Below are 14,755 nucleotides of genomic sequence, written 5' to 3' on the forward strand. Positions count from 1 at the left end.
CCCGGGCTAGGCCGCGACCGCCTCGGTGAACGGGGCGGTCGTCGCGGCCCGGACCCCCTCGACGGTCACGTCCGGCATCGTCTCCGTGAGCACCATCCGGCCGCCCCCGAACGCGAACACGGCGAGGTCAGTGACGAGCAGGTCCACGACTCCCGAGGCGGTGAGCGGGAGCGTGCACGCGGGGACCACCTTCGGTATCCCGTCGCGGCTCGTGTGCGTCATCGTGACGATGAGGCGCTTGGCGCCGGTCGCGAGGTCCATCGCCCCGCAACGGCGAGCGACGTCCTGGCCCAAATCCGCGCGCTCCCATGGGACACGGCTCGGGCGCTCCAACTGCCTTCGCGACCGCTGGCGCCGAGAGCCGAACCGTGGGTTCTGGGTGCGACGCTTGGCGCCCTTGCGGCGCTCACGGGGGCCGTCGTCTTTGCCCGGCTCTCCGGCCGCGGGTAGCGGCCTACCGCCCGCCGCGCCGAATCCCGAAGTGGCGGGCCTCCAGAGCGAAGCCCCCTCCCCTGCCCCGCTCGGTCTCTTCCAGGTGGCGCCGGAGCGCCTCCTGGACGACGTCGTTCTGGCTCACGCCACTCTCCTCGGCCGCCGCCCGCACTCTGGCGCGCATCCACGCCGGGACGTTCCAGTTTCCCTGGACGATCCGCTCGTAGCCCTCCTCGCCCGGCGCGGGCGCCTCGGGTCGCTGGACGGGCTTCGCCGGTCCGACGACGGGGTGGCTCGTGTGGTAGAAATGCTTCGTCGTGTGCCGTCCCGGCGAGCTGTCGCAGCAGCTGACGTGGTCGCAGCGCAGGCAGAGCCGGAGGTGGACCCAGCGCAGTCTCGACTTCAGGTCTTCAGGCACTCCTTGTAGCCCCGGGTCCGCGCGGGGAGTGGGTTATGTCGCGCCCTCTCGTTCTAGCTGCTCCCGCTGCTCGCCACGATCATGCGCGTGCTCGGCTCTCGCTTCGCGGTGGGCCGCGTGATCCCCCGATGCCCGCGTGGAGAGCTCGTGCAGGCGGTGCCTCCGGCCGTAGAGGACGACGAGGTCCTCGGGGCGGAGGCGGAGGTCCGCCGGGGGGGCCCCGACGTAGTCCCCGCCCGACCGCTTGACCCCGAGGACGAGGACGCCCTCGCCCGCGAGGTCGAGCTCGCCGATGGCCCGGTCGCCCAGCCACGTTTGCTCCCGGACGTCCACCTCTACGATGCGGTAGTCCTCGCGGAGATGGAGCAGGTCCGCGTAGTCCCTCAACTCCAGCGTGGTGTAGCGGGCGAGCACGCGCTCGATGAGCGGCGTGAGCACGCGGCTGAAGGCCCGGCTCCGAGCCAGCGTGAGGAGGGCGAGCACCCCCAGCCCCAGCACCAGCAGCCGCTCCGGGGTAGCCCCCCCGGCTCCGACGAACGAGAGCAGCAGCGTCGCGATCGACGAGACCACGCCGATGGCGCCGAGCCGGATGAGCACCGTGGCGATCCGGCGCCGCGCGGGGTCCTTCACGACGGTCTCCGCCTCGTCCGTCGTGAACCCGGTGCCGGAGAAGGCCGAGAGCGATTGGAACTTCGCCACCTCCTCCGACAAGCCCGTCATCGAGAGGGCGACGGTGCCGATGCGGATCACCAACATCGAGAGGGCGACGACGACGAGGAGGGAAACGACGGAGACCATCGGGGCTACCTCCTGGGTGACGACGCCTCAGCGGCAGAACGACTGGCCGTTCACCCGCGAAGGGCGGCGCGGCGGTTGGACGAGGCAACGTAGGCGCCGGACGTCGTGCGAGGCAAGGCCGTAGCGCCCTGCGTCGGGTGCGACGGCGGGTTCTACCGCGACCCCGCCGTCGAGCGCGGACGATCCGAGGAAACCGACGCTGGAGCCGAAGCCGCCGCGTGAGGCATTTCGAGCCCGTCCATCCGCCGGAGCCCAAACGGCACGGAGCTGTTCGGCATGCCAACGACGAGGCCCAGTTGAGACCGCCCGCTCCGCCCGCCCGGGGGCGACCGGAGCGGGCGGCGTGGACCAGGAGATGGCAGGCTACTTGGCTGCGAGCACGTCCACCTGCTCGATCTGGGGCGGCTGGGCGAGCAGGTCGTCAGCGTGCTCCATGAGCGCCGCCGCGATGTCGCCGTCGAGGTGCGCCTGGCGGCCGTCGTCGTCGGCGAAGGTGTCGAAGATGCCGAAGGTGGTGTCGTCGAGTTGGAGCGCGTACCACTTAATGGTGCCGTCCTCGGCCTGCGCCATTGGGAGGGCGCTCTTGAGGAATGCGGCGACCTCGTCCTCTTTGCCGGGCTTGGCGTGGAGACGGGCGAGAAGGGCTTTCTGTTCGGTGGCCATGATGGGGAGAGGGAATGGAGGGGCCGTACTTGCACGGGCCGTCGGTCGTTCCGCGCGCGGCGCCGGATGCGCCCCTGTCCGACAGGCCCCGCGCTGGCGGAGGGCCGCCGCCAGCGGAGAGTTGAGGCGGGGCGCGGCGCTCGCAACCGACGTTTCCAGATCGATGCGTCGCGGTAGAACCATGAGTTATGCCGCCGCAAAGCCGATGGCGTCCGCATAGTACTCACCGACAATTACGCGGCGGGCGAATGCGGACGTTGGCGGCGTAGTACGCAGGCCGTGGACGACCCCAAGCCCACGCGCGCACGATGCAGATCTCGTCCCCCCGCGTCGTGTATCGCGTGCTCATCCGCTGGCACCGCCGCGTCCACCTCGGCGCCCCCTCCGACCCGTCCCGAGCAGGCGGTCATCGGACCCCGAGCGGCCGAGGCGTACTCCTGGGGGCGCCACCGCGAGGCTCACGCTAGATGCGGCCTTGGCCGGGCTGGCAGAGCGGGGGCTCGTCGCCCAGCCGGCCGAGGCGGCCCGGGTCCGCGCGGCGCTCGCGGAGTACCAAGACCGGCTGGGCGAGGGTGACCGTGTCGAGCGGCAGCCGCCGCGAGACGGAGAGTGAGACGCGCGGTGTCGAGGGAAGATCTACCCCTCCTCCACGATGTGGATAGCCCGCTCACGCAGCGGACGGGGAGGCTGAGGCTCGCCGCTCATCGAGCCGGCGCATGACCGGTCCCGCCGTCGCCCCGTGGAGGACGGCCGAGAACGCGACGGCTAGAAGTGCCACGGCCCACACGTCGCCGAGCCCCTCGAATGCCCCGCGCGTCTGCGCGAACGCGAGGTAGTACAGCGACCCGATGCCCCGGACGCCGAAGAACGCCACGGCCTTCGCCTCCGTCGGCGAGAGCCGACCGCAGCCCCGGAGCGAGAGCCACCTCGCCAGGGGCCGGACGACCAGCACGAGCAGGGCGGCGACGAGCGCGGCCTCCCATGAGAGGTAGGCCCATTCGCCGACCAGGATCCCCCCGAGGACGACGAGCGCGAGCGCCGTCAGGGCCTGCTCGATCTGCTCGTTGAACTGAAACACCGACCGGTGATACGAGCTCTCGGTGGCGGCCCCACGGCCCGCCACGCCGGCCGCAAACACGGCCAGGAACCCGTAGCCATGGACGAGCTCGGCGAGCCCGTACGCGAGCGCGATCACCGTCAGCGCGATGAGGCCTGGGGCCTCGGTCTGCTCGCTCTCGTCGCTCCGCTCGAACACGTACCACGCGAGAGCCCGCGCGACGCCCGCGCCGACCGCCAGCCCGGCAACGATCCGGTAAATGATGTCGACGGCGATCCACTCGGCCCACCCGCCCGCGCCGAGGCCGCCCAAGAGCGCGAGCGCGAGGTAGGTGAACGGGAACGCGAGCCCGTCGTTGAGCCCGGCCTCGGTCGTGAGCGACCCGCGGACCTCGTCCTCCTCGCCCTCGTCCGGCCCTCCGACCTGGACGGCCCCGGCCAAGACAGGATCGGTCGGGGCCACGACGGCGCCCAGGAGGACGGCCGAGGCGAGCGGCAGGCTCAGCACGGCGGCTCCGAGTCCGGCCACGGCCGCGATCGTGAGCGGCATCGCGACACCCAGGAGCTGCCACACGACGCGCCACGCGCGCCACCCCGGGCGCCGGTCGAGCCGGACCCCGACGCCCACCAGCGAGACGATCACGACGACCTCGGTGGCGTACTCAAGGACGTGGGCGAGCGCGTCGTCGGCCGTCGGGCGCAGCAACGGGAGGGCCGGCACGAGCGCGAACGCGGCGGCGCCGAGCGCGATGTAGAGCACGGGCAACGAGAGCGGCCCCCGGCCGAACAGCCGGGGGAGCGTCGCCATGCCCAGCAAGGCAGCCCCGACGACGAGGTAGGTGAGAACGTGGAGGTCCAGGGTCTGCGGGGGCGGCCGACGGCGCCGGTCGGGAACGAGCGGAGGATACCGAGAGGTCGAGCGACCGCCCGCGCCGGGTCGCCCGGACGTGCCAGGGCCATGCCCCCGGAGCTCTCGACCCAACGACCGTATCGGTCGAACCGTTCGGGCCGAGCGAGCCGCCGGAGCCCGTCGGGAACTAAACCGCCCGGAACTCGCGGAGGCAGACCCTGTTCGTCGACGGCGGCGTGCAGACGCTTGGAGTGGCGTGCAGGCGCTCGGAGTGCAGACGCTGGACCAGAACGCCCGATCATCCGACCGGCCCCGGACATTCTGACCCACTCTTCTGCGATCGCCCCGCTCTGGCGCCGCGCGCTGTTCCTGGCGCTCGCGGCCCTCTCCCTCCTCCCCGTCGTCTCGCCCGCCGTCGCGCTCGGCGTCGGGGCCGTGCTCGGGCTGACGCTCGGGAACCCCTACGAGGGGCCGAGCGCCCGGGCGTCGAAGTGGCTCCTCAAGGCGTGCGTGGTCGGGCTCGGGTTCGGGATGTCGCTCCCAGCCGTCCTCGACGTGGGCCGCTCGGGCATCGTCGTGACCGCGCTCGGGATCGCGTTCGCGCTCGCGGTCGGGCTGGCGCTGGGGCGCCTGCTCCGCGTCGAGCCGACGACGGGCGCGCTCGTCTCGGGCGGGACGGCCGTCTGCGGCGGCTCGGCCATCGCCGCGCTCGGCCCAGCGCTGGGCGCGGGCGCCGAGGTGATGGGTGTGGCGCTCGCGACCGTGTTCCTCCTCAACGGCGTGGCCCTCTACGTCTTTCCGGCCGTCGGCCACCTCCTCGACCTCTCGCAGCACCAGTTCGCCGTGTGGGCGGCCGTCGCGATCCACGACACGTCGTCGGTGGTCGGCGCGGCGGCCTCGTACGGGGCCGAGGCGCTGGCCGAGGCGACGGTCCTCAAGCTCACGCGGGCGCTCTGGATCGTCCCGCTCGCGCTCGGCGCGGCGTGGTGGCGTCGCCGGTCGACGGGCGGCGAGGTGAGGGTGGCGGTCCCGTGGTTTATCGGCCTCTTTGCGCTGGCCTCGGCCGTCGTCGCGGTCTTCCCGGGCGGAGCGCCGGTGTACGACGCGCTCGTGGCCGCCGCAAAACAGGGGCTCGTGCTGACGCTGTTCCTGATCGGCGCCGGGCTGAGCCGGACCACGCTCCGCGCCGTCGGGGTGCGGCCGCTCGTGCAGGGCGTGCTCCTGTGGCTGGCCGTCGCTGGGGCCTCGCTCGCCGCCGTCCTAGCCTGGACCTCGTGATGCCCCCTCCCACGTCCGCCCCGACGTCTCCGCTGTCCGCCCGGACCGCTCCGCCGAGGCGAGAGGTGCTGATCGCGGGGATCGTTGAGGTCTGACAAGTCATGGATACGGCTGGCGAATCCTGGTGGGACCGCCGGGAGGCTCTGAGGTAGGGGGCTCACCGCCTCCGCCGCCATGTCGCTCCAGCCTCCAACGGTCCCGCCCGTCTCTGAGCAGACTGCCCGCGTCGCTCGCACGGCGTTCCCAAAGGACCCCCCTTCGTCCAGATGCGCGACACGCTCGGCGCACTCTACGACGACGCCCTCTTCGCCCCGCTCTACTCCGAGCGCGGCCGACCAGCCGGCCCCGTGGCGACTGGCGCTCGTCTCGGTCATGCCGTTCGCCGACGGGCTCGCCGACCGCCAGGCCGTCGAGGCCGCCCGCTCGAGGATCGACTGGAAATACGCGCTGAGCCTGGAGCTCAACGCCCCCGGCTTCGACTTTGCGGGCGCCACATCCGCGATCCGTGCTCTCGGAGTTCGGGACCCGGCTCGCCGAGGGCGGTCTGGAGCGGAGGCGTCCTCGACGCAATGCTCGCCCGCTTCCAGGGGGACGAACTCCCGAGGGCGCGGAGGAAGCCGCGGACCGACTCGACACATATCCTGTCGACCGCACGAAAGCTGAACCGTCTCGAAACGCTCGCCGAGACGGTCCGCGCCGCCCTCAACGCCGTGGCGCCGGTCGCGCCCGAGGGGCTCCGCCGGGCGACCCACGTAGCGCGGCGGTGTCGGCGGATTCTGCCAGGGAGGAGGTCTGACGGCCCCATAGGGCACCCGAGGAACTGCGGAGCTGACGGACCAGTAGCCGAAGCCTCCCGTACCCACACCGTCCTCTCCTACCGATCCGCCCTCCTCTCCATGAAAGCACTCACCTGGCACGGCCAAGGCGACGTCCGCGTCGACACGCACCCCGACCCCGAGATCCAAGAGCCCACCGACGTCGTCATCCGGGTCACGTCGACGGCCATCTGCGGCTCCGACCTCCACCTCTTCGACGGCTTCATGCCGTCGATGGAGCCGGGCGACATCATCGGCCACGAGCCGATGGGCGTCGTCGAGGAGGTCGGGAGCGGGGTCACGAACCTGAAGAAGGGCGACCGCGTCGTCGTCCCGTTCACGATCTCGTGCGGGCACTGCTGGTTCTGCGAGCAGACGATGTACTCGCTCTGCGACACCTCGAACCCCAACGCCGAGATGGCACGGGAGGCGATGGGCCACTCCCCGGCCGGCCTTTTCGGGTTCAGCCACATGCTCGGCGGCTTCGCGGGTGGCCAGGCTGAGTACCTCCGCGTCCCTCACGCCGACGTCGGCCCGATCGTCGTGCCGGACGGCATGACCGACGAGCAGGTCCTCTTCCTCTCCGACATCTTCCCCACGGGGTATCAGGCCGCCGAGAACGCCGAGATCGAGGGCGGCGACACCGTCGCCGTCTGGGGCTGCGGGCCCGTCGGCCAGTTCGCGATCCAGAGTGCCTGGATGATGGGTGCCGGCCGTGTGATCGCGATCGACCGAGAGCCGGAGCGGCTGCGCATGGCGAAGGAGAACTCGAAGGCGGAGGTCGTCAACTTCGAGGAGATCGACGGCCCCGTCCACAAGCACCTGATCGATATGACCGACGGGCGCGGCCCGGACCGGTGCATCGACGCGGTCGGCGCGGAGGCCCACGCGGCCAACGACGCCAAGGCGCTCGTGGACCAGGCCGCGCAGGCGGTCCACCTCCAGAGCGACCGCGGCTACGCGCTCCAGCAGGCCATCATGGCGTGCCGCAAGGGCGGGACGATCTCCGTCCCCGGCGTCTACGCCAAGACGCTCACGCTGCCCTTCGGCGCGGCGATGAACAAGGGGGTCACGTTCAAGATGGGCCAAACGCATGTCCAGCGCTACCTCGAGCCGCTGATGAAGAAGATCCAGGACGGGGACATCGACCCGTCGTTCATCATCACGCACACGGCGCCGCTCGACGACGCGCCCGAGATGTACGAGACGTTCCGTGACAAGAAGGACGACTGCATCAAGGTCGTCCTCAAGCCCTAGCCGACGCCCGCCACAGCACAACCCCTCCCCCCACCGCATGAAGACCCTTACCACCGCCCAGGCCACCGCCATCCTCGACGCCGCCCAGAAGAAGGCCGAAGACATGGGCATCAAGCAAAACATCGCCGTCGTCGACGCCGGGGCTAACCTGCTCGCCTTTCGCCGGATGGACGGTGCCTGGCTGGGCTCCATCGACATCGCCATCACCAAGGCCAGGACGGCCCGCTACTTCGACATGCCGACGGGCGACCTCGGTAGGATGAGCCAGCCAGGCGAGAGCCTCTACGGCATCGAACACTCGAACGGCGGACTCATCTCGTTCCCCGGCGGGCTTCCGCTCGAAGACGGCGACGACGTGATCGGCGCCATCGGCGTCTCCGGCAGCACGGTCGACGACGACCACGCCGTCGCGCAGGCTGGCGCCGATGCCCTCTCCTCCTAACCTTCCGAACACGTGAACGACCGACAGAAAAACATCGACGCCCAGAAGCGCTGGGGCGTGACGGACCAGTCCGCGATCCTGGAGCAGCTCGGCCTCCTCGACGCCTAGCTCCTCGTCCCCTTGTCGGTCTCTCCCAAACCGCTCGACCATCGGACGACCGTCGCCACCGGCGCGTCGTCGGGGATCGGCCTCACGACCTGCGTGCGCTGACCGTGTCTACCCGCGTCACCATCGCGGCCCGGCGCTCTGGCGGTTCCGGGACGGTGCGGTCGAGCGGGTGACCGACCCCGAGGGCGCGTCGGACTACGGCCCTGCCCCACTCGCGAACGGGGGCGTCGTCTTGTTCCGGATGGCTCCGGAGGAGGAGCCCCACCTGCTCCGCCTCGGTCCAGACGGCGGTCTCCATGCGCTCGGCGAGGAAGGCGACCAGCCGTGGCCGGTGGGCGGCGGCCTCGTGTTCCACTCCGACCGCGACGGGACGGACGCCGTCTGGCGGCTCGACGTCGACGGTGTCGGGGCGGTCCGCGTCACCCCGGCCGGGCTCGACGAGGGCACCCCGACCGTCACGCCCATGCCGTCGCCGGACGGCGGCTGGATCGCGTTCACGCAAGGCGACGACCGCGAGTCCCAGGTGTGGCTCATGCGCCTCGACGGCCGCGACCGCCAGCGCCTCACCGACGGCGAGCCGCACAGCTTCCCCGCGTGGAGCCCCGACGGCCGCGCCCTCGTCGTCACGCGCGGGCGGCCCACCGCCGAGGCCGACCCCTCAGGCGACCTCTGGCGCCTCAACCTCTCCTACTCCTGACTGTATGCCCTCCCTCTCCCTCGTCGCCGCGTTCGACCACCAGGTAACCGGCGTCACCGTCACCGACGACGGCCGCACGTTCGTCAACTTCCCCCGCTGGACCGAGGACACGGCCGTCTCCGTCGCCGAGATTCTGGACGACGGTTCGCTCCGCCCCTACCCAGACGATGCGTGGAACGGCTGGCGGAACGCGAACGACGCCTCGCCCGGCGACCACTGGGTCTGCGTCCAGGCCGTCGTCGCCGACGGCGACAGCGTCTGGGTCCTCGACCCGGCCGCGCCGGCCACCGCCCACCTCGTCCCCGGCGGCCCGAAGCTGGTCCAGATCGCGCTCGACGGTGACCGCGTCGCGCGCACGGTCGCGTTCGGCGAGGACGTCGCCCCCGAGGGCAGCTACCTCAACGACGTCCGGTTCAGCCCGGACGGCACCCACGCCTACATCACCGACTCCGGCTGGCGCGGCGCGCTCGTCGTCGTCGACCTGGAGACCGGGACCGCGCGGCGCGTGCTCGACGGCCACCCCTCGACCCAGCCCGAGGACGACGTGACGGTCGAGATCGACGGTGGGCCCTTGCGCCGCCCCGACGGTCGCGGCGCCGTGTTCGCGGCCGACAGCCTCGCGCTCTCGAACGACGGCGAGACGCTCTACTGGAAGGCGCTCACCGGCCGGACGCTCTACCGCATCGCCACGAGCGCCCTGCGCGACGAGAGCCTGGACGCCGACGCGCTGGCGGAGGCCGTCGAGAAGGTCGGCCAGACCGAGATTACCGACGGGCTGTGGATCCACTCGTCGGGCCGGTTTTTCCTCACGGCCGTCGAGACGTACGCCGTGATCGAGCGCGACGGCGACGCCGAGACGGTGGTGGTCCAGGACGACCGGCTCCGCTGGCCCGACACGATGTCGGAGGGGCCGGACGGGACGATGTACGTCACGGCCTCCCACATTCAGGACTCGCCCTGGTTCAAGCCGGACGCTGACCACGCGGTGCCGTCGGCGCTCTACCGCTTCGACCCCGCTGACTGAGCCGCGCGAGTTCCGTCCTCCGATCCGGTCTCGCTTCCGTCCCTGATAAGCGCCGTTATCGAGCGTCTACCGCTCATGCTTTCCCCATTCCGGTCCCGTCACCGACGAAGAACCCCTGCCTCCGTCCGGCCTCCTCCCCCGTACCGGGCAAACGCTCCGTGTGAGCGGCGCCCGCGCGGCAGACGGTCTCGAGCTGCGCGTCCGAGAGGAGGCCCCGGCTCACGAGGTGCTCGGGCAGCGTCGGGCGGTATGCGCAGGGTGGGGCGGTGGCCGCTGCCATCGCGGCCGACTCGACGAGCCGCGTCGGGTGGGGGCAGGCGCCGGGGACCTTAACACTCGCGCGGTAGGCGTCGAACACGCTCGCCGTGAGCGCACCGGTCTGGGCGACCTCACTGGCCGTCTCGACCGCCAGAGGCCGGGTGTCCGCGAAGGGCCACACCGGCGCGACGGCGCGCCGAGGGACGGATCCGCTCCGGGACTCCACCGTCGCCTTGGGGCGCGGTGTCGAGGCGCCCCCCGCGATGCGTGGTGCGAGGAGGGCGAAGAGGTCGAGTTGTTCGACCTGGGGCTGAGTCGCTGAGGATGCGACGTGAGATGGAGAAGGGGCCACGGGATTTCCGGCTGGCTGGGCGTGCGGAGACACGACCCGAGACGCTCTCCGGTCGGCTCCGGCCCGCCGCGTTGACGGGCTCGCCCATCGGCCCGGCATCGCGGGGGGGGGGGCATGACCCGCTCCCTCGCGCCCTAGCAGCTCAGGCCACTCACCGGTGCCACACCCCCATCGCCACGTCCGGGAAAGCGTCGCGGGCGGAGGCCGGACGTTGATTCCTGGACGGGTTACCAGCGCGCCGGAAAGCCTTCTACATCGGTGCGTGTCTGCCCTCCTTTCGCATCTCCGAACCGCATCCCACGCCAGAGAGTATGCCCACCACCTCTCTCTGCCCCCTTCCCATCTTCCCATGTCCGACCCGAAGCGCCTCACCGACGACCAGGGCCACGACGAGGCCGCCAAGGACCGCCACCTCGAACCGTACCGCGAGGACGCCGACGGCGAGTACCTCACGACGAACACCGGTCTCCGCGTCAACCACACCGACGACTCGCTCAAGGCTGGCACCCGCGGACCGACGCTCCTGGAGGACTTCCACCTCCGGGAGAAGATGACCCACTTCGACCACGAGCGCGTCCCCGAGCGCGTGGTCCACGCCCGGGGCTCGGCGGCCCACGGCTTCTTCCAGGTCTACGAACCCCTCACGGACCTCACGAAGGCCAAGGTCTTCCAGGACCCGTCGCAGAAGACCCCCGTCTTCGTCCGGTTCTCGACCGTCGTCGGCTTCCGCGGCTCGGCCGACACCGTCCGCGACGTGCGCGGGTGGGCCACGAAGTTCTACACCGAGGACGGCAACTGGGACCTCGTCGGCAACAACATGCCGGTGTTCTTTATCCAGGACGCGATCAAGTTCCCCGACCTCGTCCACGCCATCAAGCCCGAGCCGGACTCCCAGACGCCGCAGGCCTCGGCCGCCCACGACAACTTCTGGGACTTCATCTCGCTCATGCCCGAGAGCGCGCACACGATCATGTGGGTGCTCTCCGACCGAGGCCTTCCGCGCTCCTACGCCATGATGGAGGGGTTCGGCGTTCACACCTTCCGCCTGGTCAACGCCGAGGGCAAGGCTCGCTTCGTCAAGTTCCACTGGCGGCCCGTCCTGGGCACCCACTCGCTCGTGTGGGACGAGACGCAGAAGATCGCCGGCAAGAACCCGGACTTCAACCGGCAGGACCTCTGGGACCGAATCGAGGACGGGGATTACCCCGAGTACGAGCTCGGCCTCCAGGTCGTCGAGGAAGAGGACGAGCACGCCTTCGACTTCGACCTCCTCGACCCGACCAAGATCATCCCCGAGTCCGAGGTGCCCGTCCGCATCGTGGGCAAGATGACGCTCAACCGCAACCCGGACAACTTCTTCGCCGAGACCGAGCAGGTCGCCTTCCACCCCGGCCACGTCGTCCCCGGCATCGACTTCACGAACGACCCGCTCCTCCAGGGGCGCCTGTTTTCGTACATCGACACCCAGATCAACCGGTTCTCGAGCGCCAACTTCAACGAGCTCCCGATCAACCGGCCCGTCGCCGCCGTCCACAACAACCAGCGCGATGGGTTCATGCGGCAGACGATCAACCGCGGCCCCGTCAACTACTCCCCGAACTCGCGCGGCGGCGGCTGCCCGATGACGGCGCCGGAGTCCGAGGGCGGCTACGTCCACTACGCCGAGCGCGTCGAGGGCCACAAGGTCCGCGAGCGGAGCGACAGCTTCAAGGACTTCTTCAGCCAGCCCACCATGTTCTGGCACAGCCTGACCGAGGGCGAACAGGACCGTCTGGTGTCCGCCGCGCACTTCGAACTCGGGAAAGTCACGATCATGGAGGTCCGCGAGCGGATGGTGACCGACTTCTTCAACCACATCAACCACGACCTCGCTGTGCGTGTGGCAAAGGGCATCGGGGTCGAGCCGCCGACCGCGTTCGCGGGGACGGAGACGGACAAGCGGATCCCCGAGGTGAGCACCATCAAGCGGGGCCGCTACGACACGATCCAGACCCGCAAGGTGGCCATCCTCCTCGCCGAGGGCTTCGACCACGAGCAACTCATGGCCGTCAAGGAGATGCTCATGGACGGCGGCGCCATGCCGACGGTGGTCGCTGAAACGCTGGGAATGCTCACGAGCGCGTCCGGCGAGACGGTCGAGGTGGACGAGAGCTACCTCACGACGGCCTCCGTCCTCTTCGACGCCTTCTTCGTGCCGGGCGGCGCCGAGAGCGTCGAGGCGCTCAAGGCGCACGGCGACGCGCTCCACTTCGTCCACGAAGGGTACCGACACGCCAAGCCCATCGGCGCGACGGGCGAGGGTGTCGAGTTGCTGAGTGCGGCGCGCCTGCCCGACCTCGACGTCTCGGACGGCCCGACGACCTCGGACCGGGGCGTCGTCACCGCCCACGACGACCTCGACGGGTTCCCCGGGGCGTTCCGCGAGGCCATCGCGCAGTACCGCCACTTCGACCGGAACAAGAAGGACCAGGTGCCCGCGTAGGGCGCCTGCAAGGCGCGTGGCCTCCCGCGTCGCATCCTCGAACCGTCAGAGGGTATGCCCGCCTCGTCTCTCCCCGATCGTCCCCTCCCCGTCTCTGGCGACCCCGCCAGAGGCGAGGTCTACCGCGCGCCTCAAGACGTCGGCGCGCTCGTCGCCGATCACGCCGAAGGGTTCGACCGCGTCGACGACGCCGACCCCGGATCGGGTCCGGGGCAGGCTCTCGGGCCGATCCTGGACCGCATCGGCGACGCCCACGTCGTCTGCATCGGCGAGGCCAGCCACGGCACCCACGAGTTCTACCGCCTGCGTGCGCGCATCACGCAGGCCCTCATTGAGGAGAAAGCCTTTTCGGTCGTCGGCGCCGAGGCCGACTGGCCCGACATGGAGCGCATCGACGCCTACGTCCGCTGGCGCCAGCCGGACGATAGCGAGTGGGAGGCCTTTGCACTCCTCTCGCGCAGCGGCCTGCGAGTCGCGGAGAGGCCCGGGCTCGGCGCCCGCCGGGCTGGCGGCGCCGTTCACCGCGCGCCGCGCTCGCTCGCAGAGACCGCCAGCGCGGCGCCCCCTGACCAGGGTCGGCTGGGTAGGACGGCCCCGCCGCGCGCGTTCCCGACGCGGCGGTCGTACACATGCGCGCACCACACCTCGACATCAACTTCTGTCAGGGCCACCGACGTCCGCCTCGCGTGGATCGGCCCGCCCGCGTTGGCATGAGCAGATCGACGACGTCAGGCACCGCCTCCACGACGCCTTCCACGCGCGCCCTGGCTGCGCCGGATGAGTGCTCTGGCATCCGCTCCACGACGAGGAGGCGTGTGCGTACAGAGGTCCCATACGGGCGATAGACCGCGCCGCCCACCTCGACATCGGCGCAGAGGATGAACGGGTCGGCGTCAATGGTCTGGAAGAACGCCCCGTGCGTCGGCTTGCCGCGTTGGACGGCGGCGCTGAGGACGGCGACGAGCCGTCCGCCCGGCTCCAAGCGACGGAGAGCCTGGAGTACGTGATCGGTCCCGACCGTCGGGACGCGGCGGGTCCCGAGGCGCCCGGCAGTCTGCGAGAATGGGGGGTTCATCAAGACCACGTCGGCGCGGACGGACGGCGGCAGGATGGCGTCGAGGTGGTCGGCGTTTTCGCGTGTGAGCGTCTCGCCCGGGTCCTGGTCTGCCGCCTCCAGTAGGACCGCCAGCAGGTCGGCCCGTCGGTCAGAGAGTTCATTGGCGTGGACCGAGGCGCCAGAGGCGAGCGCGAAGGTGCAGAGTGCGCCCGTCCCAGCGGATGGCTCCAGGACGCGGTGCCCCTCCCCTACCCCACTCACCCAGGCGCAGAGCCCGGCGTAGGCGGCGGGCGTCGAGAACTGCTGGTAGTCGTTCTGCTCCGCGGTTCGGCGCGTCTGGCTGGGTAGGAGCGCCGAGAGCCGCTCGACCTCGGCGAGCGCGTCGCGGGCGCCAGAGGAGCACTCCATCGAGGCCCCTGGCGGGAGGCGCCCGACAGCGCGGAGCAGGTGGAGGTGGAGCCCGAGTTCAGCGGCGTCGTAGGCGTCGCGGGGCGTGAAGGCGCCCTCGGCGAGCGAGCCGCCATAGGCGCTGGAGGCGAGAGCGAAGAGGTCGGCGGATGAGAGCGGTTTCGAGGCCGCGACGTACGCTTCGACCTCTCGGGCGAGACGGACGTGGGCGTCTAGAGCCAGTGGAGATGTAGCCGGATGTGGCATGGCGCTTTGCGAGATCGGGGCTCGTGAGGGGTGGCGACGGCGTGTCACGGGGGTCACGCCGTCGCCACCCCGGTCCCGCATCGACCCACCGTTTTCTCAAATGCTGAGACCCGG

14 protein-coding genes are annotated in these 14,755 nt (G+C 70.9%); 7 read left to right on the forward strand and 7 right to left on the reverse strand.

Features of this window, described 5'->3' with window-relative positions:
* Positions 1–6: 6 nt before the first annotated feature.
* From BSZ36_RS18200 to BSZ36_RS18220, 5 genes are all read right to left on the reverse strand, one after another.
* Positions 7–261, reverse strand: a complete 255-nt coding sequence (locus BSZ36_RS18200; protein ID WP_094551967.1) for a CoA-transferase — start codon at positions 259–261, stop codon at positions 7–9.
* A 193-nt stretch (positions 262–454) separates the two neighbouring features.
* Positions 455–850, reverse strand: coding sequence for a UBP-type zinc finger domain-containing protein (locus BSZ36_RS20195; protein ID WP_094551969.1), 396 nt, complete (start codon positions 848–850; stop codon positions 455–457).
* Between the two features lie 33 nt (positions 851–883).
* A complete protein-coding gene (locus BSZ36_RS18210) occupies positions 884–1,648 on the reverse strand; it encodes a TrkA C-terminal domain-containing protein (RefSeq protein ID WP_094551971.1) in 765 nt (254 codons plus the stop codon).
* A 363-nt stretch (positions 1,649–2,011) separates the two neighbouring features.
* Positions 2,012–2,311, reverse strand: a complete 300-nt coding sequence (locus BSZ36_RS18215) for a putative quinol monooxygenase (RefSeq protein WP_094551973.1) — start codon at positions 2,309–2,311, stop codon at positions 2,012–2,014.
* Positions 2,312–2,978: 667 nt separating this feature from the next.
* On the reverse strand, positions 2,979–4,175 hold the full coding sequence (locus BSZ36_RS18220; protein ID WP_094551975.1) for a cation:proton antiporter: 1,197 nt from the start codon (positions 4,173–4,175) through the stop codon (positions 2,979–2,981).
* Positions 4,176–4,463: 288 nt separating this feature from the next.
* On the opposite strand from BSZ36_RS18220, the gene BSZ36_RS18225 reads away from it, so the two are divergent.
* The 5 genes from BSZ36_RS18225 (at position 4,464) to BSZ36_RS18245 (ending at position 9,838) form a co-directional block, all read left to right on the forward strand.
* The gene (locus BSZ36_RS18225; protein ID WP_218827763.1) at positions 4,464–5,495 is read left to right on the forward strand and encodes a YeiH family protein; all 1,032 of its coding nucleotides are present in this window, start codon (positions 4,464–4,466) and stop codon (positions 5,493–5,495) included.
* Between the two features lie 896 nt (positions 5,496–6,391).
* Complete coding sequence (locus BSZ36_RS18230) at positions 6,392–7,567, forward strand: zinc-dependent alcohol dehydrogenase (RefSeq protein ID WP_094551977.1); 1,176 nt, start codon at positions 6,392–6,394, stop codon at positions 7,565–7,567.
* Positions 7,568–7,604: 37 nt separating this feature from the next.
* A complete protein-coding gene (locus BSZ36_RS18235) occupies positions 7,605–8,009 on the forward strand; it encodes a GlcG/HbpS family heme-binding protein (RefSeq protein WP_094551979.1) in 405 nt (134 codons plus the stop codon).
* 277 nt (positions 8,010–8,286) lie between these two features.
* Positions 8,287–8,814, forward strand: coding sequence for a TolB family protein (locus BSZ36_RS18240; protein ID WP_094551981.1), 528 nt, complete (start codon positions 8,287–8,289; stop codon positions 8,812–8,814).
* Between the two features lie 4 nt (positions 8,815–8,818).
* Positions 8,819–9,838: an L-dopachrome tautomerase-related protein gene (locus BSZ36_RS18245; protein WP_094551983.1), complete on the forward strand. Its 1,020-nt coding sequence runs from the start codon at positions 8,819–8,821 to the stop codon at positions 9,836–9,838.
* A gap of 73 nt (positions 9,839–9,911) precedes the next feature.
* On the opposite strand, the gene BSZ36_RS19770 is transcribed toward BSZ36_RS18245, so the two are convergent.
* Positions 9,912–10,277, reverse strand: a complete 366-nt coding sequence (locus BSZ36_RS19770) for a strawberry notch-like NTP hydrolase domain-containing protein (protein WP_218827764.1) — start codon at positions 10,275–10,277, stop codon at positions 9,912–9,914.
* A 520-nt stretch (positions 10,278–10,797) separates the two neighbouring features.
* Between BSZ36_RS19770 and BSZ36_RS18255 the strand changes: the two genes are divergently transcribed.
* Both BSZ36_RS18255 and BSZ36_RS18260 read left to right on the forward strand, forming a co-directional pair.
* A complete protein-coding gene (locus tag BSZ36_RS18255; protein WP_094551987.1) occupies positions 10,798–12,930 on the forward strand; it encodes a catalase in 2,133 nt (710 codons plus the stop codon).
* Between the two features lie 54 nt (positions 12,931–12,984).
* Positions 12,985–13,644: a TraB/GumN family protein gene (locus BSZ36_RS18260; RefSeq protein ID WP_094551989.1), complete on the forward strand. Its 660-nt coding sequence runs from the start codon at positions 12,985–12,987 to the stop codon at positions 13,642–13,644.
* On the opposite strand, the gene BSZ36_RS18265 is transcribed toward BSZ36_RS18260, so the two are convergent.
* Positions 13,592–14,641, reverse strand: a complete 1,050-nt coding sequence (locus BSZ36_RS18265; protein ID WP_094551991.1) for a class I SAM-dependent methyltransferase — start codon at positions 14,639–14,641, stop codon at positions 13,592–13,594. The two genes, BSZ36_RS18260 and BSZ36_RS18265, sit on opposite strands and share 53 nt — an antisense overlap.
* Positions 14,642–14,755 lie beyond the last annotated feature (114 nt).

Source organism: Rubricoccus marinus (assembly GCF_002257665.1).
Lineage (GTDB): Bacteria > Bacteroidota > Rhodothermia > Rhodothermales > Rubricoccaceae > Rubricoccus > Rubricoccus marinus.

What these genes read in the sequence shown, in the direction of transcription:
- BSZ36_RS18200 (WP_094551967.1), bottom strand. Translation starts at nt 261, where the DNA reads ATGGACCTCGCGACCGGCGCCAAGCGCCTCATCGTCACGATGACGCAC.
- BSZ36_RS18210 (WP_094551971.1), bottom strand. Translation starts at nt 1,648, where the DNA reads ATGGTCTCCGTCGTTTCCCTCCTCGTCGTCGTCGCCCTCTCGATGTTG.
- BSZ36_RS18215 (WP_094551973.1), bottom strand. Translation starts at nt 2,311, where the DNA reads ATGGCCACCGAACAGAAAGCCCTTCTCGCCCGTCTCCACGCCAAGCCC.
- BSZ36_RS18220 (WP_094551975.1), bottom strand. Translation starts at nt 4,175, where the DNA reads ATGGCGACGCTCCCCCGGCTGTTCGGCCGGGGGCCGCTCTCGTTGCCC.
- BSZ36_RS18230 (WP_094551977.1), top strand. Translation starts at nt 6,392, where the DNA reads ATGAAAGCACTCACCTGGCACGGCCAAGGCGACGTCCGCGTCGACACG.
- BSZ36_RS18235 (WP_094551979.1), top strand. Translation starts at nt 7,605, where the DNA reads ATGAAGACCCTTACCACCGCCCAGGCCACCGCCATCCTCGACGCCGCC.
- BSZ36_RS18245 (WP_094551983.1), top strand. Translation starts at nt 8,819, where the DNA reads ATGCCCTCCCTCTCCCTCGTCGCCGCGTTCGACCACCAGGTAACCGGC.
- BSZ36_RS18255 (WP_094551987.1), top strand. Translation starts at nt 10,798, where the DNA reads ATGTCCGACCCGAAGCGCCTCACCGACGACCAGGGCCACGACGAGGCC.
- BSZ36_RS18260 (WP_094551989.1), top strand. Translation starts at nt 12,985, where the DNA reads ATGCCCGCCTCGTCTCTCCCCGATCGTCCCCTCCCCGTCTCTGGCGAC.
- BSZ36_RS18265 (WP_094551991.1), bottom strand. Translation starts at nt 14,641, where the DNA reads ATGCCACATCCGGCTACATCTCCACTGGCTCTAGACGCCCACGTCCGT.